Origin of the sequence: Pyrodictium occultum, from assembly GCF_001462395.1 — an archaeon.
Lineage (GTDB): Archaea > Thermoproteota > Thermoprotei_A > Sulfolobales > Pyrodictiaceae > Pyrodictium > Pyrodictium occultum.
Map to the genome: position 1 here is coordinate 14,392 of NZ_LNTB01000001.1, position 24,804 is coordinate 39,195.

29 protein-coding genes are annotated in these 24,804 nt (G+C 63.3%); 6 read left to right on the forward strand and 23 right to left on the reverse strand.

Annotated features, from left to right (window positions below):
• Nucleotides 1–7: 7 nt before the first annotated feature.
• The gene (locus CF15_RS00060) at nucleotides 8–1,417 is read right to left on the reverse strand and encodes an IMP dehydrogenase (protein ID WP_236698045.1); all 1,410 of its coding nucleotides are present in this window, start codon (nucleotides 1,415–1,417) and stop codon (nucleotides 8–10) included.
• Between the two features lie 64 nt (nucleotides 1,418–1,481).
• Here CF15_RS00060 and guaA point away from each other — a divergent pair, with 64 nt between their 5' ends.
• Nucleotides 1,482–3,053, forward strand: coding sequence for a glutamine-hydrolyzing GMP synthase (gene guaA / locus CF15_RS00065; protein WP_269082788.1), 1,572 nt, complete (start codon nucleotides 1,482–1,484; stop codon nucleotides 3,051–3,053).
• A 15-nt stretch (nucleotides 3,054–3,068) separates the two neighbouring features.
• Entirely contained in the window at nucleotides 3,069–3,956 is an 888-nt protein-coding gene (locus CF15_RS00070; protein WP_058369980.1) for an alcohol dehydrogenase catalytic domain-containing protein, read from the forward strand.
• On the opposite strand, the gene CF15_RS00075 is transcribed toward CF15_RS00070, so the two are convergent.
• Nucleotides 3,953–5,164: an aminotransferase-like domain-containing protein gene (locus CF15_RS00075; protein WP_058371297.1), complete on the reverse strand. Its 1,212-nt coding sequence runs from the start codon at nucleotides 5,162–5,164 to the stop codon at nucleotides 3,953–3,955. The two genes, CF15_RS00070 and CF15_RS00075, sit on opposite strands and share 4 nt — an antisense overlap.
• Before the next feature lie 118 nt (nucleotides 5,165–5,282).
• Between CF15_RS00075 and CF15_RS00080 the strand changes: the two genes are divergently transcribed.
• On the forward strand, nucleotides 5,283–5,999 hold the full coding sequence (locus CF15_RS00080) for a hypothetical protein (RefSeq protein ID WP_058369981.1): 717 nt from the start codon (nucleotides 5,283–5,285) through the stop codon (nucleotides 5,997–5,999).
• Here CF15_RS00080 and CF15_RS00085 read toward each other — a convergent pair.
• Both CF15_RS00085 and CF15_RS00090 read right to left on the reverse strand, forming a co-directional pair.
• Entirely contained in the window at nucleotides 5,996–6,490 is a 495-nt protein-coding gene (locus tag CF15_RS00085; RefSeq protein WP_058369982.1) for a hypothetical protein, read from the reverse strand. The genes CF15_RS00080 and CF15_RS00085 overlap by 4 nt on opposite strands.
• Nucleotides 6,491–6,671: 181 nt before the next feature.
• Nucleotides 6,672–7,436, reverse strand: a complete 765-nt coding sequence (locus CF15_RS00090) for a KaiC domain-containing protein (RefSeq protein ID WP_058369983.1) — start codon at nucleotides 7,434–7,436, stop codon at nucleotides 6,672–6,674.
• Nucleotides 7,437–7,582: 146 nt separating this feature from the next.
• Between CF15_RS00090 and CF15_RS00095 the strand changes: the two genes are divergently transcribed.
• Together CF15_RS00095 and CF15_RS00100 are read left to right on the forward strand one after the other, a co-directional pair.
• Nucleotides 7,583–8,083, forward strand: a complete 501-nt coding sequence (locus CF15_RS00095) for a DUF2299 domain-containing protein (protein WP_058369984.1) — start codon at nucleotides 7,583–7,585, stop codon at nucleotides 8,081–8,083.
• Between the two features lie 154 nt (nucleotides 8,084–8,237).
• Nucleotides 8,238–9,818, forward strand: a complete 1,581-nt coding sequence (locus CF15_RS00100) for a cation:proton antiporter domain-containing protein (protein WP_058369985.1) — start codon at nucleotides 8,238–8,240, stop codon at nucleotides 9,816–9,818.
• Nucleotides 9,819–10,042: 224 nt separating this feature from the next.
• Here the strand turns inward: CF15_RS00100 and lig are convergent, their stop codons facing one another.
• From lig to CF15_RS00120, 4 genes are all read right to left on the reverse strand, one after another.
• On the reverse strand, nucleotides 10,043–11,866 hold the full coding sequence (gene lig, locus CF15_RS00105; protein WP_058369986.1) for a DNA ligase: 1,824 nt from the start codon (nucleotides 11,864–11,866) through the stop codon (nucleotides 10,043–10,045).
• 74 nt (nucleotides 11,867–11,940) lie between these two features.
• Entirely contained in the window at nucleotides 11,941–12,447 is a 507-nt protein-coding gene (locus tag CF15_RS00110) for a hypothetical protein (protein ID WP_058369987.1), read from the reverse strand.
• A gap of 97 nt (nucleotides 12,448–12,544) precedes the next feature.
• On the reverse strand, nucleotides 12,545–12,790 hold the full coding sequence (locus CF15_RS00115; protein ID WP_058369988.1) for a hypothetical protein: 246 nt from the start codon (nucleotides 12,788–12,790) through the stop codon (nucleotides 12,545–12,547).
• Nucleotides 12,791–12,933: 143 nt separating this feature from the next.
• Nucleotides 12,934–13,605, reverse strand: a complete 672-nt coding sequence (locus tag CF15_RS00120) for a metallophosphoesterase (RefSeq protein ID WP_058369989.1) — start codon at nucleotides 13,603–13,605, stop codon at nucleotides 12,934–12,936.
• 113 nt (nucleotides 13,606–13,718) lie between these two features.
• On the opposite strand from CF15_RS00120, the gene CF15_RS00125 reads away from it, so the two are divergent.
• Nucleotides 13,719–14,339 carry a hypothetical protein gene (locus tag CF15_RS00125; RefSeq protein WP_168371178.1) on the forward strand — a complete coding sequence of 207 codons (621 nt, stop codon included), beginning with the start codon at nucleotides 13,719–13,721 and terminating at the stop codon, nucleotides 14,337–14,339.
• A 35-nt stretch (nucleotides 14,340–14,374) separates the two neighbouring features.
• Here the strand turns inward: CF15_RS00125 and CF15_RS00130 are convergent, their stop codons facing one another.
• The 15 genes from CF15_RS00130 to CF15_RS00200 all read right to left on the reverse strand — a co-directional run bounded on the left by CF15_RS00130 (nucleotide 14,375) and on the right by CF15_RS00200 (nucleotide 24,804).
• A complete protein-coding gene (locus tag CF15_RS00130; protein ID WP_236698047.1) occupies nucleotides 14,375–15,496 on the reverse strand; it encodes an SPOUT family RNA methylase in 1,122 nt (373 codons plus the stop codon).
• A 178-nt stretch (nucleotides 15,497–15,674) separates the two neighbouring features.
• A complete protein-coding gene (locus CF15_RS00135; protein ID WP_058369992.1) occupies nucleotides 15,675–16,322 on the reverse strand; it encodes a 30S ribosomal protein S3ae in 648 nt (215 codons plus the stop codon).
• A complete protein-coding gene (locus tag CF15_RS00140; RefSeq protein ID WP_168371179.1) occupies nucleotides 16,322–16,624 on the reverse strand; it encodes a KEOPS complex subunit Pcc1 in 303 nt (100 codons plus the stop codon). Before CF15_RS00140 ends, CF15_RS00135 begins: the two co-directional genes overlap by 1 nt.
• A gap of 10 nt (nucleotides 16,625–16,634) precedes the next feature.
• Complete coding sequence (locus CF15_RS00145; RefSeq protein ID WP_058369994.1) at nucleotides 16,635–17,924, reverse strand: hypothetical protein; 1,290 nt, start codon at nucleotides 17,922–17,924, stop codon at nucleotides 16,635–16,637.
• A 77-nt stretch (nucleotides 17,925–18,001) separates the two neighbouring features.
• Complete coding sequence (locus tag CF15_RS00150; RefSeq protein ID WP_058369995.1) at nucleotides 18,002–18,472, reverse strand: 30S ribosomal protein S15; 471 nt, start codon at nucleotides 18,470–18,472, stop codon at nucleotides 18,002–18,004.
• A 124-nt stretch (nucleotides 18,473–18,596) separates the two neighbouring features.
• A complete protein-coding gene (locus tag CF15_RS00155) occupies nucleotides 18,597–19,178 on the reverse strand; it encodes an XTP/dITP diphosphatase (RefSeq protein ID WP_058369996.1) in 582 nt (193 codons plus the stop codon).
• Entirely contained in the window at nucleotides 19,160–19,867 is a 708-nt protein-coding gene (locus tag CF15_RS00160; RefSeq protein ID WP_058369997.1) for a Kae1-associated kinase Bud32, read from the reverse strand. The genes CF15_RS00155 and CF15_RS00160 overlap by 19 nt, the downstream gene beginning before the upstream one ends.
• A complete protein-coding gene (gene kae1 / locus CF15_RS00165) occupies nucleotides 19,831–20,916 on the reverse strand; it encodes a KEOPS complex N(6)-L-threonylcarbamoyladenine synthase Kae1 (RefSeq protein WP_083494378.1) in 1,086 nt (361 codons plus the stop codon). Before kae1 ends, CF15_RS00160 begins: the two co-directional genes overlap by 37 nt.
• Complete coding sequence (locus CF15_RS00170; RefSeq protein WP_058369999.1) at nucleotides 20,873–21,061, reverse strand: 30S ribosomal protein S27ae; 189 nt, start codon at nucleotides 21,059–21,061, stop codon at nucleotides 20,873–20,875. The genes kae1 and CF15_RS00170 overlap by 44 nt, the downstream gene beginning before the upstream one ends.
• Before the next feature lie 43 nt (nucleotides 21,062–21,104).
• Nucleotides 21,105–21,488, reverse strand: a complete 384-nt coding sequence (locus CF15_RS00175; protein WP_338052264.1) for a 30S ribosomal protein S24e — start codon at nucleotides 21,486–21,488, stop codon at nucleotides 21,105–21,107.
• A gap of 57 nt (nucleotides 21,489–21,545) precedes the next feature.
• Entirely contained in the window at nucleotides 21,546–22,070 is a 525-nt protein-coding gene (locus CF15_RS00180; RefSeq protein ID WP_058370000.1) for a GTP-dependent dephospho-CoA kinase family protein, read from the reverse strand.
• A 57-nt stretch (nucleotides 22,071–22,127) separates the two neighbouring features.
• A complete protein-coding gene (gene spt4 / locus CF15_RS00185; protein ID WP_058370001.1) occupies nucleotides 22,128–22,343 on the reverse strand; it encodes a transcription elongation factor subunit Spt4 in 216 nt (71 codons plus the stop codon).
• A 112-nt stretch (nucleotides 22,344–22,455) separates the two neighbouring features.
• Nucleotides 22,456–23,028, reverse strand: coding sequence for a DNA-directed RNA polymerase (locus tag CF15_RS00190; protein WP_236698049.1), 573 nt, complete (start codon nucleotides 23,026–23,028; stop codon nucleotides 22,456–22,458).
• Nucleotides 23,029–23,161: 133 nt separating this feature from the next.
• Complete coding sequence (locus CF15_RS00195) at nucleotides 23,162–23,635, reverse strand: PIN domain-containing protein (protein WP_083494379.1); 474 nt, start codon at nucleotides 23,633–23,635, stop codon at nucleotides 23,162–23,164.
• Nucleotides 23,554–24,804 (reverse strand): translation initiation factor IF-2 subunit gamma, encoded by a 1,251-nt coding sequence (locus CF15_RS00200; protein ID WP_058371299.1) that lies wholly within the window; start codon nucleotides 24,802–24,804, stop codon nucleotides 23,554–23,556. The genes CF15_RS00195 and CF15_RS00200 overlap by 82 nt, the downstream gene beginning before the upstream one ends.

Below are 24,804 nucleotides of genomic sequence, written 5' to 3' on the forward strand. Positions count from 1 at the left end.
CTGGGGGCTAGACGCTTGTCTTAACGACCCCCGTGTATGCGCCTATCCTGCTTGTCAGCCTCGCGAAGCGGGCCTTAGCCCACAGCTCCTTTATAGACGAGGCACCGGCGTAGCCCAGCCCCGCCCTGACACCCTCCACGAACTCCAGCACCACGCGGCGCAGGGGGCCGCGGTACTCTACAAGCCCCTCGATGCCCTCCTCTACACGCTTAGCAGCCCTCGAGTAGCGGTCGGCCGCGAACCTCCTCTCCAGCGCCCCGCGGCTAGCCATGCCCCGGTAGGGCTTGTAGAGGCTCCCACCTATCCTCAGCAGGGGCGCCGCCGCCTCATCGGTGCCGGCGAGCATGTACCCCGTCATGACGGCCGAGGCCCCGGCGGCGAGCGCCTTCACCGCGTCGCCGGGGCCGCGAATACCGCCGTCAGCTATTATCGGGACCTCCTCGAGCCCTAGCCCCATCTCGCGGAGGGCGCCGCGGGCCTGCATCACCGCAAAGAGCGTGGGGGCCGCTACCCCCGCCACCCCGCTCGTGGTGCAGATAGAGCCCCCGGCTATGCCCATCCGGAGCCCGTCAACCCTCTCCAGCCTCGTTATAGTGTCTATGACCCCCTCCCTGGTGCCCAGGTTGCCGGCCACAAAGTCCGATTCCAGGCTCTTTACTATCCTCCTCGCAGCCTCAAGCACGTTAACATTGTGGAAGTGCGCCACATCAGCCACCAGTATGTCGGCGAGCCCGTCGAGCGCCTCTATCCTCCTCGCGTCGAAGGGGGAGACCGCTGCCGCCGCACGGAGCCTGCCCTCCTCGTCCAGGGCGGGGCTGTAGACCGCCAGCGCCTCCTGCACCGTTATAGTGCCGAGAAACCTGCCTCCAAGGGTGACCGCCGCAGCGTCCCTCCTGCCGCGCTTAACCTCCTCCAGTGCCCTCGCCTCCTCGCCCACCTCGAAGACGGGGCCGGGCCGGGCCAGCTTCCCCACCGGCGTGCCGCAGCCGCATGACTCTAGATCCGAGAACTCGGCGTAGCCCTTCACCGCGCCCGACGAGTCGACGAGGGGGAGCTGGCGGAGGCCAAGGCTCCTCATGTACTCTCTCACCCTGCAGCACTCATCGGCCTCGCCAGCGGCCGCGCTCGAGAGCTCCACGAGAGGGTGCTTCTTCACCATCTCGACGTGGCGGCGCTGCTCCTCCACCGGCATGTTCCTGTGTATAACGCCCACGCCGCCGAGCAGGGCGAGGGCTGCGGCGAGCCTCCACTCGCTCACAGTATCCATGGGTGCCGAGAGGAGGGGTATCCTCACCTGGACCCTGCGCGACGCCTTGCTCGAGAGGTCCACCTGCCAGGGCTCTACGGGGCTAAGCCCGGGCAGGACGACGACGTCGTCGAAGCTGAGGGCCTCGTCCACCACACGGCTCTGCGCCAACAGCCCTGCCCCATGTAGCCCCGGGGGCTCCAGGGAGTCGGGGCTAATAATATCCGGGTGGCGGGTGGCGCCGCTCCACCCCCGGGGGCGTGCCCTGGAGAAGGGGGACCGCATACTAGTAGTCGGGTTCGGCGGCCAGTATATGCACCTCATAGCCCGGAGGCTGCGCGAGCAGGGCTTCTACGCCGAGATAGTGCCCCACAGCGCTATCCGGAAGGAGGAGCTGGAGGACCCTAGGGTAAAGGCTATAGTGCTCTCCGGCGGCCCGCCGAGCGTCCACGTCCCCGGCGCACCGAGGATCCCCGACTGGGTCCTGGACCTCGGCAAGCCCGTGCTAGGCATCTGCTACGGCTTCCAGCTTCTAGCCGCCATGCTGGGGGGCAGGGTCGAGACAGGCTGCGGCGAGTACGGCCGCACCATTGTGAGGGTTCTGGACCCCGGTGACCCCCTCTTCAGGGGCTGGGGGAGCGAGGAGCAGGCCTGGATGAGCCACGGCGACTGCGTCCGCGAGCCCCCGCCGGGCTCCAGGCTGCTAGCGGTGAGCGAGAACGGCTACGTGGCCGCCTTCCGGGCCGAGCGGCAGGGCGTGCCGATCTACGGCGTCCAGTTCCACCCCGAGGTCTCCCACACGCCGAAGGGGAGGCTGCTGCTCGCCAACTTCGCTAGGCTGGCGGGCGCCGAGGCCTGGTGGCGGCCGGAGAACCTTGTGGACTCTATAGTGAGAGAGCTGCGGGAGAGAATCCGCGAGGGCAGAGTGCTGGTCGCCGTCAGCGGGGGCGTAGACTCCACCGTCACGGCTGTGCTGCTGAGGCGCGCTATAGGGGACCGGCTCCTCGCGGTCCTCGTAGACCACGGGTTCTTCAGGGAGGGGGAGGTCGAGGAGACCCTTAGGATGTTGAGGAAGGCCGGGGTTGAGCCGCTGCTCGTCGACGCCAGGAGGGAGTTCATGGAGGCGGTTAGAGGGGTCAGGGACCCGGAGGAGAAGAGGCGGAGGATAGGAGAGACCTTCGCCAGGGTGTTCAAGAGGATAGTCGAGGAGAACCCTGATATAAGGTACCTGGCCCAGGGCACCCTCTACCCGGACGTCATAGAGTCGGGCGCCGCGCCGGGCGCGGACAGGATCAAGAGCCACCATAACGTGGGCGGGCTCCCTAGCTGGCTCGGCCTAGAGGTGGTGGAGCCCCTCCGCGAGTTCTACAAGGACGAGGTGAGGAGGCTAGCCCTGGCCCTGGGGCTGCCCCGGGAGCTTGCGTACCGCCACCCCTTCCCTGGGCCCGGGCTGGCGGTCAGGGTTATAGGCGAGGTTACAGAGGAGAAGCTCGAGATAGCCCGCAGGGCCTCCCGGATAGTCGAGGAGGAGCTGAAGAAGGCGGGGCTCTACGAGAAGGTCTGGCAAGCCTTCGCCGTCGTGGGGGATGACCGCTGGGTCGGGGTGAAGGGCGACCGCCGCGAGGAGGGCCATATAGTGATAGTGCGTGTCGTGGAGAGCGAGGACGGCATGACGGCTGACTGGACGAGGCTGCCCTACGATGTGCTGGACAGTATATCAAGGAGGATAACCTCTGAGGTGCCCGGCGTAACAATGGTGGCCTACGCCGTCACAACGAAGCCGCCGGCAACGATAGAGCCGCAGTAGAGGAGCATGGAGGCCTTGGCGACGGCTAACCCCGCGATAGTCTGGAGAGGCGAGCCGATGCGGGAGGAGAGGCTGCCGCCCCTCGTGCCTAGGGGCTGGGTGCTGCTACGCGTCGAGTACGCTCGCTGGTGCCCCCTCGACTCCCTGGCCGCGGCCGGCGCCATGCCACTCGAGAACGGCACGGTGCTCGGCTGCTCCGGGGTGGGCATTGTGCTCGAGGCCGGGGTCGACGCGGACACGGGCCTGGCCGGCAGGCGGGTGGCGCCGGCAAGGCTCAGCGCTGACCACCTCCCACCGTTCACTGGCGACGGGTTCCTAGCGGCCTACACCGCCGCGCCCTCCAGTGTCCTAGCCGAGGTGCAGGGGCCCGACCCCATCTACACCTTCCTCCCCGAGGCCTCCCTGGCCTGCGAGGCCGCAAGAGAGGCCATGGACTCCCACCGGGTGCTTATAGCGGGGGCAGGGCCCTTCGGGCTCCTAGCCGCGCTCGCCATCTGGGAGGAGGGTGGGCACGTGCTAGTATACGCCGGTAGGAGGGAGGCGAGGGAGGCCGCGCGGAGCCTGGGACTTGAGGCCGTGGAGAAGCCCCAATCCAGGGTGGACACTGTAGTAGCGGCCACGGCGAGCCTCTATACTCTTGAGAAGCTTATCGAGGCCACGGTGCCTGGGAAGCTGCTCCTCCACCCCCTGTACACGCAGCAGGCGTGGCCGGGCTGCAGGAGGTGCAGGAGGCTGGAGGCCGTGGTGCTGGAGGGGGGAGCCCCGGGCTGCGCTAGAAGGCTGCTGGAGAAGGCGAGGCGGCTGATAGAGAGCAATATAGGGGTTGTGGAGGGGCTTGAGCCCCCGCCCCTCGCCGGGGGCCCGCTCCTCGGCTACGTGTACCGGCTTGGACGAGAAGCCTAGGCTCCCACCATCTCCCTTACAGCCTCTGCTAGGCGGCGCACACCCTCCCTTATCTCCTCCACGCTGGGGTAGCTGAAGTTCAGCCTCATGGTGTTCTCGCCGCCGCCGTTGGGGTAGAACGCGTCCCCCGGCACGAATACCACGCCCTTCTCGACAGCCTTCTCGAGCAGCCTACGGCTGTTGATGCTCTCCGGCAGCCATACCCAGACGAAGAGCCCGCCTATGGGTCTTGTCCACCTAGCCCCCTCCGGCATGTACTCTTCCAGGGCCTCCAGCATGGCGTCCCGCTTCTCCCTGTACAGCTTCTTTATGAACGGTATATGCTTGTCTATCACGCCGCGGTTCATAGCCTCCGCCGCTATGAACTGGCTCAGGCTCGGGGTGTGGAGGTCTATGCTCTGCTTCACTAGCTCCATCTTGGCTATCACGGGCTCCGGGCCTATGGCCCAGCCGAGCCTCAGGCCGGGGGCGAGGATCTTGCTGACAGTGCTCATATATATGACCCTGCCGCTCTTGTCCAGCGTCTTGAGCGGCTTTACATCCCTCTCCTCGAAGGCTATGAAGCTGTAGGGGTCGTCCTCCACCACGAGGAGGTCGTACTCCTCGGCGAGCTCCAGCAGGTGGCGGCGCCTATCCATGGGCAGAGTGGTCCCGGCGGGATTGTGGCAGGTGGGCACAGTATAGATCAACTTAATCCTGAGCCTCTCGCTCCTAGCCCTCCTAAGCACCTCCTCCAGCTTGTCAGTCCGCATCCCCTCCTCGTCTATCGGCACAGTGAGGAACCTGGCGCCGGTGACCCGGAAGGCCTGGAGCATGCCCAGGTAGGTAGGCTCCTCCGTCACCACGTAGTCGCCGGGATCCAGCAGGGCCTGGCCGACGAGGTAGAGGGCCTGCTGGCTGCCCACCGTGGCTATTATACCGTCGGAGTCGCTCACCGCAACCCCGTGCCGCTCGGAGAACTTCCTCACCGCCTCGAGGAAGTGGGAGACACCCCTGGTCGGGCTGTACTGGAGCGCCTTCTCGCCATACCTCTCCACAACCTCGGAGGCTATACGGGCTATCTCGTCGCGGGGGAAGCTCCTGGGGTCCGGCAGGCCGCCCGCAAGGCTTATCACGCCGCCCTTCTCGACCACCTTGAGCAGCTCACGTATATCGGACGCCCTAGCCTCCCTCGCGTAGGAGGAGTAGAACTTCGAGTAGTCCACCATCATAAGGCACCCCGTTCACCGGCCCCCACGGCTATTCTTAAACACTACCCGCTGCGCAGCCCTTCGGCGCCAAAGGTTATCACGTGATACCCGCCCAGCCACGCCACGAGGACCCGCTATGCCGGATGGCCTCGAGGAAGTGCTTGAGAACGTGAGGCTGGTGCTGGAGGCTGTCTCCAAGGGCGAGTACTGCTGCCTCCGCTTCGGCCTCCCCTATGTCACCCCCGGGCTCCTGGCCAGCCAGGCCCTCTGCGAGAAGAGGCTGGAGTACGAGCTGCTCGGGGAGCAGGAGCCGGGCGCGAAGAGGGCGAGCGAGGCCCGCAAGCTCGTCGAGGTGCTCCTCGAGGCGAGGCGCCGCATACCCCCGGGAGCGGGCTCCTTCACCCTCTCCATACCCGTGGCCGCTGTGGTTGAGGGGGTGCCGGTGATAGGCAGGCCCCACGCAGTCCACGTGAGGAATGGCAGAGTGGCGGCTGTGGTCGTGGGGAAGATCTCTGGGAGGCCAGGCAGGCTCTATCCAAGCGACAAGGTGAGGCTCTACGCCTACGCCCTCACCCTGGAGCGCGCAGGGTTCCCGATGAGCAGTGGCACCAGGCTCGTGCTCGCAGCCGCCCGCGACAATCGGAGCCTGATCGCACTGCTCTCCGGGCTCGACCTATCCAGGGTGAGGCCCGTGGCTGGCGACGGGGCTGCACTCCATGTGCTGGCCCACGACCCGGACCTGGAGCTGGAGATGCTTGCACCCCTATTGGCGTACTGGAGGGGAGAGAGGCAAGCTGCAGTAAGGAGGGGGCGTTGGTGCGCCTCCTGCCCCTTCCGCGAGAGATGCGGCTAGTAGGGTCTGCCCAGCATCTTCAACGCGTTGTCAAGCACCTTGTTGAACAGGGAGGCGTAGAGCGCTGAGTGGAGCCCGAAGGTTATAAGGTTGAGCATTATGTCTAGAGGCGTAGCATTAACCCTGCCCTTCAAGCCGTCGCAGCGGCTGAGCAGGTACAGCGTGTAGTATATCGGGACCACGTAGCCCAGCGGGGCGGCACCGACTGCAAACACGAGGCCGGAGGGCTTCGCAAGCCCACAGGCCTCGGAGATGCTTAGAGCGAGCCTATACAACTGGTAGACCCCCGAGGCCACCACGGGGAGGCTGGAGAGGTAGAGTGCAGCAAACACATCCTCTACAAGGCCGGTGCGCGCCCCCATGTTGAGGAGCAGTAGGGGCACAAGGCTGGAGAGGGACGCCAGGACCCCCGCGAGCGTTATACCGCCCCTAGGAGCCTCGGAGACTATCATCCTCTTGGCCCGGTATGGTATCTCCCCAGTCTCGCCCATGGCCCAGCCACACCAGTACGGGCAGCGCTGGACTACACACCTTTAAGGCATAAAACGCTCTTACCGGCCCTCCTACCACCGGACGGCGGTGTGGTGCGCCTGCGACGACGATACCGCAGCCCCACACTGAGCGGGGCTGCGGGATGCTGATGAAGAGCCGTGCCGAAGCCGTCCAGCCACTCTAGGGCCCACCCACAGCCTCCTCCAACACGCCCCGCCTAGTTATGCGGAGCACCTTGTTGTGGTAGATCACTATCCCCTTGTCGGTTATCTCGAAGGGGTGCCTCCTCATACTATGCTTGGTGCCCCTCATCTTCCATACTATGAGGCTGCGCTTTAGCTCGCCCTCGATCTCGTCAAGGTCTAGCCTTATGATGCCATCAGCCGCGTGCTCGACGCCGGGGCCGCCGAAGCCCCTCTCGGTGACGGACACCTGGCTCACCAGGAAGCTCGTCGTGCCGAGCCCGCTTAGCACCCTCTTCAGCATCATCACCACGCTGCGCGCCACACTGGGCTTGGTGAGGTAGAGTGTGGACACGGAGTCTATAGCCACCCGCTGGGCTCCGGTATCCCTTATGGCCTCCTTAAGCACGTCTATCAGAAGCCCCACGTCGCTGGGGTCGCGTACGACGTAGCGCTCCCTCTTAGCAGCCTCTCCTATCCCGCCGGTGAAGGCATCTACAATGGCGAAGACTCCCTCCTTCTCGTAGGGCCTCACATCCCAGCCGAACTGGCTCATGTTTATCCTTATCTGGACGGGGTGCTCCTCGAGCGCGACATATACCCCGGGCTCCCCCATCTGGAGCCCGTTCCAGAGGTACTGCTGGCTCATGATGGTCTTGCCGGTGCCCGGGCCTCCGCTGAGGAGGACAACGTTCCTCCGGGGTATGCCGCCGTAGAGTATCTCGTCAAACCCGGGTATACCCGTCTTAACACGCTCAGCCATGGCCGGGTTCACCCGTTCCGGGGAGTTACTAGGGGTATATGGCTAGGTTAAAATGATATCCATAAAGAGAATCGCCATAGCACCTCTGGGGGCCGCTAGACCCTTTATCGAGAATCCTTGTAGAGGCCCGTGGAGGGGCCGGGGTTTTGGCCAAGCAGGCCAGGGAGAAGATTACAGCATGGCTTACCGACGCTGGGCTCGTGGTGGCGCCCCTCAACGCCCCGATGCCCTCGAACGCCGAGTGGGGCCTCCTGGTTGCAACGCCTCCTCCTCTCCAGGTCAAGCTGCGCGTCATAGGGCTGAAGAATGGCGACGTGATCCTCAGCATTGGTGTCAACTTCTCGGAGCAGCATAGGGAGGAGGTTAGGAAGATGCCGGTTGAGGAGCGTGTGAGGTTTACCGCCCAGCTGCTTGAAAGGCTAATAGCGGTGTGCCCATACTGCCGCGTGGCGCTCAATGGTAGTATAGACTCTCCGGAGGCTATTGTAGCCGAGGTGCTCTTATCCGGGGACGAGGTCTCCAGGCAGAGGATTATGGACGGTGTGGCCAGGCTTGTCAACCTGTTCCTCATGGTTAACGCTGTACTCTGGGAGAGGTTCCCGGGCACCGTGGCTGGCAAGGAGCCGCAGAGCCAGTCCTTCATATAGGCTCCAGGCTTGCGGGTGACGGGGCCAAGCAGCTATAGGCCCCATCCCGCCGCCATAGACCCCCGGCTCTCCCTCCAGGCCCTAGAGGACTGGAGGCTCCCCGGCTCTCCTCTACGCCGAGGCCCGGGGGAGTGCTGGTCGGAGGCCCCGAGGCATGGAGGCTGCTGGGGCTGCAGTACTGCTAGGGCTACTGCTGCTCGCAGCCAAGGCTAGCGAGGAGGCTGCAGAGCGGCTAGGGCTACCCGGGTTTGCGGGCTCTGTGCTAGCGGGGCTTATCCTGAGCAGGGCTGTGACGGGGCTGGTTTCGCCGAGCGATCTGGGCCAGGCGTCTCTCCTCTTCATGCTCGGTATAAACTTCACGCTCTTCCTGGCGGGCGTGGAGGAGCTCTCGAACCCCTCGCTGCTCCGTCCAAGAGTGAGAGAAGTTCTCGTGTCCCTGCTGCTCCTCTCGCTATCGATTGCCTCCGTTCTCCCGCTTCTCCACGTGATAGCCTCGATGCCTCTCCGAGTAGAGCTGGCCTTGGCTATAGTAATGGCTATGGTAAGCGCCGGGCCTTTGATGAAGATACTGCTCTCCAAGGGGACGCTCAGGGAGCAGGATGTAGCTGCTATGAGGATCGCGCTGATAGCGGAGGTGGCTGGGCTGACGCTCTTCAACACTGTGGCCCAGGGGCTGAGCGTCGACAAGCTTGTGGAGTCCGCAGCGTTCATCATATTGATCTACCTGTTCGGGAGGCACTACCTGGACAAGTTCATGCTGTTCATAGAGAGGCACATGGCTGTCAGGGAGGCGCCCTTCGCTATAGTGGTCTCGCTCGTTATAATGGCTGGCTATATAGCCGAGGTGCTGGGCTTTAATGCCGCCGTGACCGCCCTGCTGCTCGGCGTCTCGCTCTCCGAGTATATGGAGCTACGCCCGCTCTACCTGGAGCGCGTGAGGGCGTTCACCTACGGGTTCCTCGAGCCGCTATTCTTCATAGGCATAGGCGTTAACGCTGCTAGGCCCGGCCTTCCCACACTGCTCCTCTCGCTAGCCCTCCTAGCGGCCTCCTCGGCGCCTAAGATAGCGGTAGCCATGCTCGAGGGGTTCCGGGGGAGGGAGAGCCTCCTCTACCTGGCTAAGGGCGGGGTTGACGCCGCGCTGCTCCTCACACTCCTCCAGGACGGGCTGCTGGGCTATGACGCCTACACTGCAGTGCTTATGGCTATAGTGGCGTCTACCATACTCTCCTCGTTGTCGCTCCGCGTGACCGAGCGCCGGCCGGATATACTGCGGCTGAGGCTACGCGACGTAGACCTCCAAATGAACGTTATCCATGCCGACGAGACGGCTGAGTACGCGGCCCGGGTCGTCTCGGAGAAGGGGGCCGTTGTAGTAGTGGACGAGCACATGAGGCCTGCAGGCTACGTGGTTGCAGAGGATCTTGTAGGGGTTGATCCGCAGCTGCTCCGGCGCCTGCCCGTGCGCTTCTTCACGCGCACCGAGGTGCCTATAGTTACCGCCGACACAAGGCTTGTAGAGATACTCTCAAACGCGGCCCTGCTCCACGAGCCTATAATAGCCGTGGTCAACGAGAAGGGGGAGGTGGTGGGCACTATAACGGTTAGGACGCTGCTCTCACTACTCATAGGCCAGAAGGAGGGGGCGGCCTCGCAGCGGCGTGGGAGGGGCTCGGAAGCGCCGGCCCCACAACATCCTCGGGGAGGGCGGGACGCTCCCCCGAGTTCTAGGTAGCACTGCGAGCTGCGATAGGGTCCCTCGTCACCGCCCCTCCCCCTAGGGGGTTCAGGCCCGAGGACCCGGGAAGCCTCTTACGAGTAATCCCGGGGCCAGCGTCCCCGCCGGGATAGGGGTTAATGGGGCTCGGCGAAACCCTGACCAGTCATGGCCGCTGGAAGGGCGGCTCCTACTTGCCGGGTAGTCCTCACAGCCCCCGGGTGCTGGCCGCGCCGCCGGCCCTAATACCCCTGGGCGCTGGAGGCCTCTATCTTCCGTAGCTGCCTCTTGTACATCTCGTAGAGCTCCTTAGCTGTGGTCGCGTCCTCGGGGCCCTTGTCGGGCCTCCAGCGTATGAACCTCGGGAACCTTATCGATATGCCGGCCCCCTTCCTCACCCATCCATAGCAGCAGGTGTGTATCGGGCTGAGAGTCAGCTCAGCGCCTATGATCTCGGCCACAAGCGCCGGCTCAACCCATACGTCGGGCTTCAGCTGGCTGTCAACACGGGCCGGCTTGCGGTCACGTATGTAGGGCTTCAGTATGTCGCCGAGCTTGTCCAGGTCCTCGTCGGTGAAACCGCTGCCAACCTTACAGACGCTCTTGAACGTGTCCGTGTCGGGGTCGTAGGCCGCCATGAGCAGGGCGCCGAACTTGCCGCCGCGCCTGCCCTTGCCGTAGAACGCGCCTATAACCACTAGGTCCACGGTGTCGCTCATTTCTGACTTGTAGTCGCGCTTGTATTTTATCCAGAGCCAGCCTCTGGAGCCGGCCTGGTAGATGCTGCGCTCGTGCATGGCCTTCGCCATGACGCCTTCGGCGCCGTTCTCTATGGCCTCGAGGAAGAACTTCTCCAGCTCCTCGGGGCTGCTTGTCACTATCCCCTTGGCTAGCTGCCACGTGTCGCTGGGCTCTATTATCTTCTCGAGGATCTCGTGCCTAGCGGGCAGGGGTTTTACGGTTAGATCCTCGCCGTCCACGTATATGGTGTCGAATAGGAATACTGCGACGGGTATCTCGGAGAGCACCACGTGTATGTCGTGCTTACGCCTCCTATGCATGAGGACCTGGAAGGGCCGCAGCTCCCCGGTCTCCGGGTCTATTGCTACTATCTCGCCCTCTACTATAGCCTCGCTGGCCTTTATCCCCTTCCTGGCCATCTCTACTACGTCTGGGTACATGTAGGTTATGTTCTCGAGCCTACGGGAGAATATCCATATCTTTTCTCCCTTCTTGTGTATCTGCGCCCGCTCACCGTCATACTTGTACTCGACCAGCGCCCTCCCGCCGAGCTTGCGGAGTATCTCCGCCGGGTCGTTCAGCCTCTCCGCCAGCATGGGGCGTACGGGTATACCTACCTCCGGCTTCACATGCTTCAGCTCCTCTATGCCCTTGGTGGCCAGTATCTTAGCTATCATGCCGAGGTCCGCGCGGAGGTTGTAAGCCCTCTCCACTATACTCCTCATCGAGGCGCTGCCTGCGTAGACAGCGGCTAGGGCGTCCATGATAGTAGCGTCGCCGACTCCGAGCCTCAGCTTGCCCTCCACGAACCTGGCTATGTACTTGGCCTCCTTGGGGGAGGCCTCTGCCAGGAGGCCGGCGAGAAGCTTCAGCTTTATCTCGCGGCTCCCCTCGCCCTGTGCCATGGCTATTTTGGCCAGCGTATCGTACACCTTCTCAACCGTCAGCCCCGTCTGCTGCCCACCTGGGGCCTTCATGAAGGCTAGGAGGCCCACCGCCTGCGTCTTCTTAGCCTTCTCAGCCTTCACCTTCTCTATGGCGCGGCCTATGTCCCCGAGCTTCTTAGCCAGCTGCTCCAGCTGGGGCTCGGATACGTGGAGCGCTATAGATGCAGCCTTTATCAGCAGCTTCTCCCCCACGCCCAGCTCGGGGAGCCCCTTCCAGTCCGGCCACAGCTTACCCTGGAGGAAGTAGACCACTTTATCCACAACATCTGGCGGCGTCTTCTTGAACAGCTCTACCAGGTAGAGGAGCATCTGGGTACGCGCTGTAACCCTCTCAAGCTTCTCAAAGGTATCAGCGAGTATGGAGAACGGCATGGGCATGACTCGCGTTACCCTTACCGTAGTATAGCAAAGGAGCCTGCCCCCTTATAACGTGCCGGGGGCGAGGGCCAGGGCTAGCGCCTAGAGAGCCGGTGCATATAGACCCTCTCAACAGGCTCGGGGGCCCGGAGCGGCTTCTCCTCGGGATCCCTCCCCTCAACAGCCTCCACGATACGGCGGTATAGGCGGTAGACATCGCTGTAGGAGAGGCCACCGCAGGCGCTGCTGCAGCAGGTTATCCTAACGTTGCCCGCCTCATAGCGGTCGCCGGCCTCGCCGCTGCTATGGACGACTACTAGCTCGACACGGTCTGGCCTCAGGCCCAGGCTCTCCAGGCTCCGGGCGAGCTCGGGGGCCTCGAGGTAGATCAGCTCCACAGGCGCGTCGGGGGCCTGGAGCCTCCCGGCCACACGGTAGCCCGGGGGTATGCCGTCGAGCTTCCTGTACACGTCTATAGAGAGTACCGTACAGCCCCCGGCACGCACGACCAGCACGCGTCGGAAGTTCTCGTACCAGTACTCCGTTACCCCTCTCCAGGCCTCCACTATGCTTGGATGCTCAGCCGCCGGGGGGACAGGCATACGCGTCCACCGTGCCCTGGAGCGCAGCCGGGGTGGGCGCGGGAGAAAGAGGGGCCGCGGGGCCGGGGCTGTAGCCCAAGCATCTAGGCGGTAGGGGCTAGCGGCGTTTCTGCGCTATCCAGGGGGTTATGGGCTGCAGCTCGCGGCCGCAGAACGGGCAGCGGTAGTGGAGCCTCTTGGCATCGGCCGCGCAGAAGTAGGCCCCATAGCGGTCACGGCAGTGGGGGCAGACGTATACTATGTCGAGCGTTATATCGAGCTTCTTGGCGCATATCCTACACTTTACCTCGACCCAGCCCCGGTGGCCGACCGCGTTTATCCCCTTGAGCCCTGCCGTGGACAACTCTCCACCGCACCCCCAGGGGCCCGGACGGCGGCAAGGACCGAAATTAATACTGTGCTGCCACCCTGGGAGGAGGGGCGGTGAGGAGAGCGCTCTTCGCCGACGGGCTGCTGGGGAGAACGGGCTGGGATTGCCGAGCCCCTCTACAGCGCCTCAGAGATCCTCGCAAGCTGTACGCGGGCCATGCCACGGCCCGGGTCGAGGTCGACCAGAGCGTACCTTCCAGCCTCTAGGGGCCCGGGGTTAACCACGGGCACGCCCTCGACGCAGGCTGAGCCCCAGGCTTCGTGTATGTGGCCGGTAGCCACCAGCAGCGGCTTGACCTCGGCTATGAAGCTCCGGAGGCTGGGGCTGCCGACGTACTCTCCCCCGCGCACCCTGTCAAGCCCGCTCATGTAGGGCGGGGTGTGGGATACCAGCACGAGTCTATCCTCATAACCCTTCACAATGCTTCTCAGCTGCTGCAGCATCCTAGCAAACTCCTCCTCGCTATACTCAAAGGGAGTGCCGAAGGGGGTTGCCACGGAGCCGCCTACGCCGGCGAATACGAGCCCCGCCATGCTGACGGCCTTAAGGTGGATGCACTCCGCGTTCTCCACGCGTATCCCCGGCGACTCCGGGCTGTCGCAGTTGCCGGGAACCCAGACAACCGGGGACTGGGCCGCGAGCACTGAGAGCACCTCGCGGGCCTCCTCGATGGAGCCGCACCGGGCTATATCCCCCGCTACTACTGTCACGTCTCTCCTGATCCTGGCCAGGCGCCTAGCCTTCTCGACGGCCCCGTGTATATCCGATACTATGAGCAGTCTGACCAACCCGGCAGGCCACCTCCCGGGGGCTCCAGGCCCCCTGGGGGTGGTTGTAGTCTCGCCGGCGCACTACGCGCTCAGATGAGAACAGATAAGATCTACTCCTTGTAGGCAAGCCCTTGGCACGCACCTTCCCTCCTGGGGCCCTGGACCCGTGGAGGCGCTGCGACGTGGCGTGGCGCAACATAATGGCATCAATACTGGAGGCGGCGCTGGATCACATTGAGGCATCGTGCACCAGCGGGGAGGCCGACGCAGCCCGGTGCGCCAAGGCGCTAGTGGCTGCAGCAGACGCGCTTTACACCCCGCTGAAGCCCATAGACTCGGGCCTGGGAGAGGCTAGGAGGATAGCTACAAGCTTCGCCAGCCTGGTGGCCAACGTCTTCATATACAATGCGGCGAGCAACAAGGGAGAGGAGTTCATAAAGTCTGTAATGCAGGAGCTCAAAGAAACCATTAAATCCGATGAGCCGCTTGAAGAGGCCAAATCTATACTCGAGAAGGTCTCAGCAGCCATGCAGCCAGCTAGGCTCGACGACTCCCGCGAGGCTGTCTTCAACGAGGTTAGAGATTACCTGGAGCCGCCGCAGCCCGCCATACCCCGGAGGCGGAGGAGGCAGCCCAGGAGGCCAGACCCTCTCCAGAACATAAGGCGGCTCATACGGGAGCTGGGGCGCCGCGACCCGCTGCTTGCCAAGCAGGTAGCCAGGATTCTGAAGGCACGCGGCCTACCCGTCTAAGCCCCCCGGGCGAGAGGAGCGTGGTTTCTTGCCCCTTAGCTCCTGGAGCCCTGCTCCCCAGCCGGCTCCCGGTCTACAGCTAGCAGGTCATGGATGACGCTCCCTATGGCTATGAGTGCGGCGGCCGCAGCGTACTCTGTCGACAGCGTTATACCGGGAGCAACATCGAGCACGAGGTCGGCGAACCGGTAGACGCCCTCGGGTATGCCCTCCCTGGAGCCGAAGAGCAGGTTCACCCTCCTCCCCTTCCTGACCAGCTCTAGTATGTCCCTGGCCCTCTTGGAAATCGGGTCTCCCTCGGGCTCGAATACTATCACCGGCTCGTCATAGCGGCTGCGGACGAGCTGGTAGAGGTCCTGCACGTAAACCGGGACCCGGTGCACGTCCCTCCCGTAGCTCTTCCTCTGCACCTGGTACCTAGACTCTATGCCCTCAAACACGCCATCCAGGAAGGTTTTAAGCTGGAGCGCGTCCACCAGGCCTATCGGGGAGACGACCAGCTCTCCTACCTCGAAGTTCTGGACCTCCCTCCCTACCCTGACACCCATGGTGCGGCACGCGTCCAGGGGGCCGAGGTAGGGCATCTGGACTACCGAGAGGCGGCGGAAGAGCTTGTAGAGCGGGTACTTGCCGGGCCTCATCTTCCGCCATTCACGGGAGCCTGGGTAGAAGGCTATGAGGGCAAGGTCCTGGATGATCTCAACCGCTACAACCTTGTCGGGGTAGCGGAGGTTCACCTGCGCCCCGGTTGCCCGCCTCACAGCGTCGCCCACGACAACGTTCACATCTATGCTCGTGAAGCCATGTCTCCCGCGCCGGACGGTGCGCACTGCGAAGGTCTCACTGCTTGATATGAACCTGGGGGCTAACTCGGCAGCTATCTCAGCGATCTTCCTGGGGTCCGCCTCTGTGCAGGCCTCCGCGACGACAACCTTCTCTGCCTCGGGCACCCTCTCCTCTATCTCCTTGGCCACCTCATACTTGTCCCTAGAGGGCTCAACTAGTACTAGGCCGCGGAAGCCGCGGGGAGAAGGCTCGACACGAGCGCCGGGGTCTATCTCCTTTACGTAGCTCGCAGCCACCTTCTCCATCCCCAGCACTGTCTTCATGAGGACGAGGTTACACTTGGAGCCCTGCATCCTATGGAGACCCTCCACCCCCCAGGCCCAGCGCCCGTTCCCCGGGACGACGGTCTAAGCTTGTTCCGCTCCCTCTAGCTGTGGCAAAGGCCCAGAGAGGCGGCCAGAGCTATGGCTAGTGCACTGGAGGTACAGGGGAGAATGTTGCACCGAGCCGGGCTGGCAGAGGGTAAAAACAATGCGCTATTCCGGGCTTCTAGCGTATCTCGTACATTAGGGGCGACACCACTACCGCGGGCTGCGGCTTCCCGTCAGGGCCGGGCACGGTAAGCAGCTTGGACTTGTATATCTCGACTTTGCGTAGCGGGTAGATCTTCTTGGCCGCCTCGAATACCTCGTTGGCTAGCTGCCCGAACAGCATTGCCTTTATCAGCCCGTCTAGAGTCATCTCGGCGGAGCGCTTGACTATTATGTCTCCCATCACCTTCCTTATAGCCCTCTTCTGGCTGGTCTTACACCTATAGGTCGTGAGGACCACGCCGGTTATCCTAAGCCCGTAGCCGTCCTTAGTGGTCACATTGTATATGCCCTGCACCTTACTGCTCTTCCTGCGTATGAGGCTCTTCATGTAGTCGCGGGCCAGCTCGTGCCCCTTGAACCTCGTGAAGGCCTTGAGGTTCTCCTCATCCACGTCGATTATCTGGAGGTAGAGGTGAACATGGATCAGCGAGAAGTCGCCGGTTATGTCGTAGAGCGTGGTCTCCATCACCCTGCCTATGAGCTTGCGCGGGTCGTCGGCGGGGGTCGTGCCTAGGGTGACGCTACCGAACACCTGGGGCGCCACTACCTCGTACCACTTCTTGAGGCGCCACTTATCCCTCGTTCTAGCAGGCCTGCGGCTCATTACCTGCTGCCCCGGGTACCGCCGTGGCCTGCCCCGGGCTGCTTTAAAGTCTTAGTAGTCTCCTCTATGGCCTTCAGCAGCGAGTATAGGTACTCTAGTATCTCGTCCACAGTGTTGCGTAGAGATCCAAGCCTCCTAGGATCCCCGGCCTCTACAGCCAGCTCCAGGACCAGGTCTCCGTCCTCCACACGCTCAGAAATCCTCATCCATCGAGGCGCTGTGGCGTCGTCGGGCCGTATAGCGGCCTGGAGCGCTCTAGCAGCCTCCTCGCCAAGCCCCTCTATGCGCAGGAGGATCTCCACCTTCAGGGCCCTACTGGCATCCGAGCCTGATCTCGCCAAGCAGCTCCCCCTCCCGATAGCGTAGACACTTGGAGTCGATAGCCTCTCTCACAGCCCCCAGCCCCTGGCTGTAGAGGAGGCTCTCCATGGATACGAGGGCTGTGGAGCCATCCAGCTGGTAGCCGGCCACCTCCTGGCCCCGGATCACCCCCAGTTTGCGGAGTATACGCTCCACTGGGAGCAGCGGGGCGTCCCCAACCCTCTCGAGGAGGGCTACTGTGAAGGGGCCGCTCCTCTTCAGTGGGGGCCTCTTTCTGGAGAGGTTGGCCTCCACGGCATCTACTATGGAGGGTATACTCTCGTGGTAGGTGTAGTAGGCTGCAGCCGCAACTAGGTCCTCCGCCACGCCTAGGGAGGCTAGTGCGGCTGCCCCGTGCTTCTCGCCGTAGACCGCTAGGGCTATAGCCGCCTCGCGCAGGTCCTGCAGGGGGGCGGGACGGCTGTAGTGGGTTATCCCTATCAGCTCCGAGGGCCTGCGCGGCACGCTGCTGGCCTCCTTCAGCATAACGTAGAGCTTCTCCCCGAGGGTTGCCACCGCCTGCTCCGGCGCCTCCTCCAGGGTCTTGCCGATTAGGGGGGAGAGGCGAGGATCCTCTTCCAGGAGGCGGCGGGCCTCCTCCGGCCTACCCGTTATGCCCGGGAGGTAGGGCTCAAGGGTCAGGTGAAGGGCCTCCTCCGTCGGCTCGAAGAGCCAGCGGAAGAGCCTGAGGCTGAAGTGCTCCTCCACCCTGTTTTCGAGCTTAAGTGTCTCTATGATACCGTTTTCTATGCCGGTGAACTCGCCCTTCTTGCCCACGTCAAGGCCGCGCCAGTAGCCCGCAACCACCGAGTAGACCGCGGGGGGCCCTACGACTGTTATCTCGGAGAGAACCCCGACTAGGAGGCCCGCTATGCTAGAGGAGGTATGGCTCGTCACAGCCACCGATAGGAGGCCTTGGGGTACCTCTCCGAAGCCTATGAGGGCGGAGGGTTTGCGGGGTGAGAGCTCGCTGGCCAGGGAGGAGGGGTAGCCTAGGAGGAGCATGGGTGCATCGCTGGCGGCGGGAGGCGCCGCTGTGAAGTAGAGGGTAAAGCCTACGTTGTTCCTGGCGAAAGTGCTGGCGAGTATGGCCGCAGCGAGGACGGAGTCCACGGAGGGGTAGGCGTATACCTCCATGTACCCGTAGTCCTTGGTGGCCGCGGCTATTTGGCTAGCCGAGGGGCGGAGGAGGGCGGCCTCCTTCTCGCCGACAAACCTGGAGATGAACTCGTCAAGGTTCAAGCCCTGACGCCCCTAGCCGCCGAGAGAAGCTGGAGGCTAAGGGGTTTCTGGAAAAGAGTGGGGGTCTAGCCACCTGCTTACTCCTGGTAGAGGCCGCCAGCCACCAGCAGCTTCGCCTGCTTCGGGTCGTAGCGCCAGTCCTTCGGCAGCTTGCCAACCCTCTTGTAGTACTCGGCTAGCCTGCGTATCTTAGCCTCCAGGTCCAGCAGGCCCTTCTTGGCGTGGGTATCCTTCGGGTGCTCCTCCAGGTGGCGGCGGAGGTTCACAGCCTTCTCTATTAGCCTGAAGAGGTCCTCGGGGACAACCATCTTTATACCATGCTTCTCGAGGACCTCGGTTATGCTCTTACCTAGTATCGGCTTCACCAGGGGTATGCCGAACTGGTCGCGAAGCACTATGCCTATCATGCTCGGGCCGTAGCCCTTCCTGGCAAGGTCGACTATGATCTCCTCTATCTCCTCGGGGTCGTACTGGACCCACTTCGGCACGGTCGGGCTAGCCGGCCTGGTCGAGTGCGACCTACCCTTCTTCCTCCTCTTACCTGGCACAGGGCATCACCCCTGCTACCCGGCGAGTAGGAGCCCGCATCGAGCGAGGGCGAGCCCCTACCCCCGGGTGTCCCGGGGGCTCGCCATGGGCCGGGCCTCCCGGGGCCTAGGCTAATAAACGCTATCAGCGCCCGCCTCCCAGCTCCTCGCCGCTCTCTAGCCAGCTGCAGAGCCTGCGGGCGGCGCGGGCCCTGTGTGAATACATGTTCTTCTCCTCAATGCTCATCTCCGCGAAGGTCCTGGACTCGCCCTCCGGGATAAATATCGGGTCGAAGCCGAAGCCTCTGGTGCCCCGGGGCTCCTCGGCTATCCTGCCGTCGCATCTACCCTCGAAGAGAGCCACTCCCCGGTCATAGGCCAGGGCTATGACCGAGTAGAAGTAGGCCCTCCGGTCGGCCACGCCCTCCATGAGCTTCACCACGCCCTCGATGCCTATCGTCTTGTAGACGTAGGCGGAGTAGGGGCCCGGGAACCCGTTGAGAGCCTCTATGAAGAGGCCCGCGTCCTCTACTATGAGCGGTCTCCCTACGATGCTGTAGGCCAGGGAGGCCGCGTAGAGGGCCACGCTCCTAAGGTCGCCCTGCAGCTCCACCTTGGGCGCCGCTATGGGCTCTACCCGGTAGCCGCACTCTGAGAGGACCCTCTCCAGCTCGCGGATCTTATGCATGTTTGATGTTGCCGCGTATATCACTCTTCCTGGCGCCATGCCGTCCTCCTCTCCTCCCGGTACCTGCCCATCAGCCTAATCTCTCTGACAAGGCTCATTATTCTATCCGCTGCCTCGCCCCCGCGAACCCGCCGGTAGCCCTCGAGGAAGGCCTGGAGCATCTCGTCCACGTGCTCGGGGTGGGTTGACTCGAGGCTACGGAGGTAGAGGTGGACGTCCACCGCCTGGTCCCGCTCCTCGCTCCGGAGGGATGCCAGGCCGAAGTCTATGAGGTAGACTCTATCGCCGCTGACTAGCACGTTGCTGGTAGTGAGGTCGCCATGGCTTATTCCGGCTGCGTGCAGCCTTGCCGCTGCCTCCCCGAGCATGCGGGCGTAGCGGGCCGCCTCCCCCGGCTTCTCCTCGACGAGGTCGCGGAGGCTCACGCCATCGATGTACTCCATCACTATCGCCGCCGCTGCAGGGTCGACATAGTATATCGCTGGAGCGTTTACACCGGCCTCAAGCGCTGCTTGCACAGCCTTGGCCTCGTTCACGGTGCGGCGCCAGCGGAGCCTCTGGTCCAGGAGAGGGTGGCGATAGCTCTTCGCAACCCGAAGCTTCAGCACCGCTCTGCGGCCGAGCCAGTCGATTAGGTAGAGGTAGGCCTCGGCGCCTCGGTGGAAGGGCTCTCCGAGCTCCTCGAAGCCTCCTAGCGCCAGGGGGCCTCCACCAGGTCTAGCCTCCAACGCTGCCTCACCACGGCCTCCTCGGGGCTTATCGTGATCCCGGCTAGCAGGTTGAGAAGCCCGACCCAGGCTATCATCGCGCCGTTGTCGCCAGCTAGGCTTGGGGGAGGATACCCTGCAGCAGCTCCATGGTACCTGGCCATCTCCTCTATCTTCCTACGGAGCACCGGGCTCGCGGCAACGCCGCCCGTGAGAAGCACCGAGTCCTTCCTCATGTGGACGAGCCCCCTCTCCGCAACCTCCACCGCCGCGCCGTAGGCCACCTCGCGGAGCCCGAGGCAGATAGAGGGATGCTCGCTGGGGCCGCTCCTCTCCCACATGCGGAGCGCGGCGGTGAGGAGCCCCGAGAACGAGACATCCATGCCCTTAACCACGTAGGGGAGGTCAGCGGGCTCCTTGGCGTCCTCGGCGCAGCGGTCGACCACGTGGAGCCCCTCCACCACGTAGGGTGGCGCGAGCCCGGCATCCCTGGCGAACGTGTCTAGCAGGTTCCCCAGGGCTATATCTAGCGTCTCCCCGAACACCCGGTACCTCTTCTTAGCAAAGGCCGCCACCATCGTGTTGCCGCCGGACACGTAGAGCACCAGGGGGTCGAGGAGCCCTGTGACCAGCCTGCCTACCTCGATATGAGCCAGCGCATGGTTCACCGGTATGAGAGGCTTAGAGTAGTAGACGGCGAGCCCCCTGGCTATAGTGGCGCCAACCCTGAGGGCGGGGCCCAGGCCGGGGCCCAGGGCGACAGCTATGCCGTCCACGTCGCGTATGCTGAGCCCTGCCTCCCGAAGCGCCTCCCGGAGTACCCTGGGGGCCACACGGGCGTGGTGACTAGCAGCCTCCCTGGGGTGGATGCCGCCCTTCTCGGGGCGGTAAGTGTCACGCACGTTAGAAAGTATGTAGGGCGGCCTCGTGGAGGCCACGCCTGCCCCGAACGTGTGGGCGGTAGACTCTATCCCGAGCACGTATACCTCACGGTCCCAGTCAAGGCCACGGTAGAGGAGACGGGGGTCACTTACTCTCCCTGACGAACTCGGTGTGGCCGCATTTGCCACAGTGCCACCTCGGCACGGGCTTCTTGTGGAAGGCCATGAAGCTGCCGCAGCGCGGGCATATCTTGTTCTTGCGCCTAATGGTCCCAGTCTTGTAGTCGTACTCGTAGAGCCTGTGCACGTACAGCTTCAGCTCCTTATTCGCCATGCCTCCTCACCCACTGAGCCTCGGAGGAGCTATGCAGGGCTAATTACTCCTCCTCTTCCTCCGGCAGCTTGTTACGCTCGATAATATACTTGGGCTCGAACTGGAGGGCGCGCTCGGGGGAGTCGTAGACGTGTATCTCCACCCTGCTCCTCCCGACACCGTACTCGCTCTCAACCTTCCTCACGTAGAGCCTCTTCACATCCACGTTGAGCGCCTTGGAGAAGGCATGGCGGAGCTTCATCCGGCTGGGAGTAGGCTTGCCCACGTGGAGTATCACAAGGTCCAGCTCGCGGCGCTTGATAAGCGGGTTGTACCAGTCCCTCACCACGTATACCTCGTAGCCCTCGCCCAGATCCACCTCAAGCCTCTTAGCGTCCTTAGGCCTCAGTAGCTCCATTATATCCATGGGGGCAGCCTCCTGCGCCACTACCGACACCCCTACTACCTAGCCCGTGGGAGCCCCAGGGCCTGTCAGGCTTGCTCTTTAGCCTTTCCCAGCCGGGCTGCACGGGGCGAGCCTGCGAAGTATAGCGGCGGCAAGCCTCTTCACGGCCTGGTCGACCTGCACCAGCACCACGCCTTCCCCCGGCTGCCCATAAGCCACCACAACCCCGACGTCGCTGTAGAGTATTGCTGGCAGTGCTAGTAGGTCCTCCTCCCCATCAACCTCCACCACTGCATTGCCGCGGCGGAGGGCCTCCCGGACTGCCCCAGCCGCCTCCGGCTGGATTGTGGAGCGAGGATTACGAGCCCTGATGCGGACATAGCCCGGGGGAGGCTCGGGGCAGCCGACGCTGCTGCGCATCTCTCTACAGTCATACACCGCCACGAAGGGACGGAGACCTAGCCGGAAGGCGGTCCTCGACACCATGTCCCCTACGGTCACTAGCCTCGTGTAGCGGAGCCCGGCGGCAACGTGCCCCAGGCCTGGAACCAGCTCGCCGCGTGGAACTCTCGAGGCCAGCAGGGGCCGGAGCTCCTCCCGGAGGCAGAGGGGCCGGGAGAACATCACCCGTCGCCCAGGGGCGTCGCGGATGCTCCTCGGCGGCGTCCCCCTCCCGCAGGCCTACCTAACCTTGATGGCATACCTGCCCGGCCTCGTAATGCCCAGCTTCTTCGCTATGAGCGAGTTCTCCGGGTCTATAACTATTATCGCGCCCTCCCAGTCCTCGGAGAGGTCTGTGGAGCCGCATACAGGGCAGCGGGTGGCCTCGCGAGGCGCTAGGCTCTTACACCTACGACAGGCCTTGAAAGGGGGAGTTCTGCTCCTACGCGCGGACATAGCGCCCCAATACCTCCGTGGACACTATCCCGTATGAGGGTGCCGTGACACAGGCGATACCATGTACGCGAACTCCCGGGCCACACGAGACGGATAAAACGCGGTCTGTAGGCTAGGCCGCCTTCTCCGCCTCGGCGCTTCTCTCCCTGCCCTCCGTCTTCTTAAACCACTCCAGCTTGCCCAGGTAAGGCTGTCTCATCGTCAGCTGTATCCTGGGCCTCATAGTGGGCTCGGAGGGCATCGATACGGATACCACCCTTGCCCTCACCACATCATTTATCTCTACCAGGCGCCGCGTGCGCTCTCCTATCAGCGCCTTCCTCTGTGGGTCGAACACGACACGGTCATCCATCAGCTGTGTTATGTGGGCAAACCCCTCGACAGGGCCAAGGTTTACCCAGAGGCCATACTGCTGCACATTGGCCACAGTGCCCTCGACGACCTCCTTGACCTCCGGCTTGAAGGCCAGCACACTGTACTCCGATTCATGGTAAGTGGCGCCGTCGCCCGGTATTACGCGGCCCTCCTCGCCAACCTTTACATCGAATATAGCCACTATGATGCCCATATCAGGGTGCACATAGCCTACGTACTTCTCAGTCAGCACCTGGAAGGCAGCCTCCTCAAGGGGCATGCCGAACATGCTTGGCGGGATCCTAACAGTGTCCCTAACACGGTATACCATGTACAAGCTGTCACCCGCACATGAGCCTCAGTATCGCCTATACGATACCCTAGCAGCGCCGAGGGCTGACTGGAGGCTGGGAAGTATTAAGCGTGTCCGTATAGGCCTAAAAATAAGGATAGGGGCCCTCAGGCTAATCCCCCTCGAGCATGAGGCCGTGGCGGGACCGGCGGTAGTAAATGTTGGGGAGCCCCTTCTCCCGGAGCCTCCTCCGGAGCTCATTGTCGGCCGTAGCCACTATAGCCTCTTGGTCGGAGAGGGCAAGCGCCAGGATAGCCTCGTCGGCGCTCTCGGCGCTAGTGTCTACAACGCGGCAGCTCTCCCTCCTTAGAGCCTCTATGGCGAGGCGGGCGGCCCGCCGGCGGTGGATGGGGCCAGGGCCGGAGGCGATGCGCTCCAGCTCCTCTAGAACCTGGCGCGGCACCACGCACTCGGGATTTGATAGGAGTAGGGAGGCGCTCTCCTCGAACACGGGAACGCCTTCATAGAGGAGCATTAGCATACTGGTGTCGTAAATGACCCGTTTTAGTCTTTTACCAACCCCCATCCAACCAGCCTCCAGCGGCCGAGGATCTGCCTGGAGATCGCTACCCTGGCGCCCTCCCATGCCGCCACAGGCTTGCGGAGCTTCACTTCGACCTCACCGCTGCCCGCCTTGGTGACTATGCCTAGGGTTATCGCTGTCCCAACAGTCAGCATCAGTATCTCCTTCGGGCGTATCGGCGTCACCTTGACGAACTCGCGTGCGCCGACAGCGCGCTCCAGGAGATGGTGCTCGAGCCTCAGGGTATCACGGACCGGGGGCAGGTGGCCAGGCTTCCCCACTATGTTGCCGACAAGATTGTCGGCCTTAGCTATGGATGGATCCAGCTTGGTGCCGACGGCGACGAGGCCGCCGGGCTTAGCCTCCTCCACCTCCAGGCTGCCAAAGCGTAGGCTGGTCACCTCGGTTACTAGGGGCTCGTAGCGTACACGCCCCTTATCCTCGACCCTCACGCCTGGGACTATCTCGACCTCGTCGCCCACGCGGAGGACGCCCTGTATCAGGGAGCCACCCACCACGCCTCCCTCCAGCTCCTCTACCGGTGTTCCGGGTTTGTTTACATCGAAGCTCCTTGCCACGAACATTAGTGGAGGCTTTGATGGATCCCTCTTGGGAGTTGGTATGATGTACTCCATGGCCATGAGCACGGCGTCTATATTTATCTTGTGGAGCGCGCTGACCGGCATTATTGGAGCGCTCTCCGCGAATGTACCCCTAACAAACTCCTTTATCTCGCGGTAGCTCTCCCTGGCCCTCTCCGGGGTCACCACGTCTACCTTATTCTGCACTATCACGATGTCGTGGGTACCCACTATGTCGAGAGCCATCAAGTGCTCGTAGGTCTGGGGCTGGGGGCAGCGCTCATTGGCGGCAATCACTAGCAGCGCCCCGTCCATAAGCGCCGCGCCGGAGAGCATTGTGGCCATCAGTATCTCGTGGCCGGGCGCGTCCACGTAGGATACCCTCCTAAGCAGCTTGGGCACCGTACCCTCCGGGCATTTCTCCGGGAAGGGCTGGTAGGCCTCCGGGGGCTCGGCTCCCTCGCAGTACCAGACCTCGCCCTCGGCATAGCCGAGCTTTATTGTCATACCCCTCTTGAGCTCCTCGCTATGCCTGGCTGTCCAGACTCCGGTGAGGGCCTGCACCAGCGTGGTCTTGCCGTGGTCGACATGGCCCGCTGTACCTATATTCACCTCCGGCTGGCGCCGCCGCTGAGCCTCGATCTCGTCCAT

Bases quoted from the DNA above. Each gene is read 5' to 3' on its own strand.
- CF15_RS00075 (WP_058371297.1), bottom strand. From the start codon at position 5,164: ATGGTGGACTACTCGAAGTTCTACTCCTCCTACGCGAGGGAGGCTAGG.
- CF15_RS00100 (WP_058369985.1), top strand. From the start codon at position 8,238: ATGGAGGCTGCTGGGGCTGCAGTACTGCTAGGGCTACTGCTGCTCGCA.
- CF15_RS00080 (WP_058369981.1), top strand. From the start codon at position 5,283: ATGCCGGATGGCCTCGAGGAAGTGCTTGAGAACGTGAGGCTGGTGCTG.
- CF15_RS00200 (WP_058371299.1), bottom strand. From the start codon at position 24,804: ATGGACGAGATCGAGGCTCAGCGGCGGCGCCAGCCGGAGGTGAATATA.
- CF15_RS00190 (WP_236698049.1), bottom strand. From the start codon at position 23,028: ATGGTATACCGTGTTAGGGACACTGTTAGGATCCCGCCAAGCATGTTC.
- CF15_RS00155 (WP_058369996.1), bottom strand. From the start codon at position 19,178: ATGGCGCCAGGAAGAGTGATATACGCGGCAACATCAAACATGCATAAG.
- CF15_RS00110 (WP_058369987.1), bottom strand. From the start codon at position 12,447: ATGCCTGTCCCCCCGGCGGCTGAGCATCCAAGCATAGTGGAGGCCTGG.
- lig (WP_058369986.1), bottom strand. From the start codon at position 11,866: ATGCCCATGCCGTTCTCCATACTCGCTGATACCTTTGAGAAGCTTGAG.
- spt4 (WP_058370001.1), bottom strand. From the start codon at position 22,343: ATGTCCGCGCGTAGGAGCAGAACTCCCCCTTTCAAGGCCTGTCGTAGG.
- CF15_RS00085 (WP_058369982.1), bottom strand. From the start codon at position 6,490: ATGGGCGAGACTGGGGAGATACCATACCGGGCCAAGAGGATGATAGTC.
- CF15_RS00180 (WP_058370000.1), bottom strand. From the start codon at position 22,070: ATGTTCTCCCGGCCCCTCTGCCTCCGGGAGGAGCTCCGGCCCCTGCTG.
- CF15_RS00170 (WP_058369999.1), bottom strand. From the start codon at position 21,061: ATGGCGAATAAGGAGCTGAAGCTGTACGTGCACAGGCTCTACGAGTAC.
- CF15_RS00135 (WP_058369992.1), bottom strand. From the start codon at position 16,322: ATGAGCCGCAGGCCTGCTAGAACGAGGGATAAGTGGCGCCTCAAGAAG.
- CF15_RS00090 (WP_058369983.1), bottom strand. From the start codon at position 7,436: ATGGCTGAGCGTGTTAAGACGGGTATACCCGGGTTTGACGAGATACTC.
- CF15_RS00195 (WP_083494379.1), bottom strand. From the start codon at position 23,635: ATGGGAGGGCGCCAGGGTAGCGATCTCCAGGCAGATCCTCGGCCGCTG.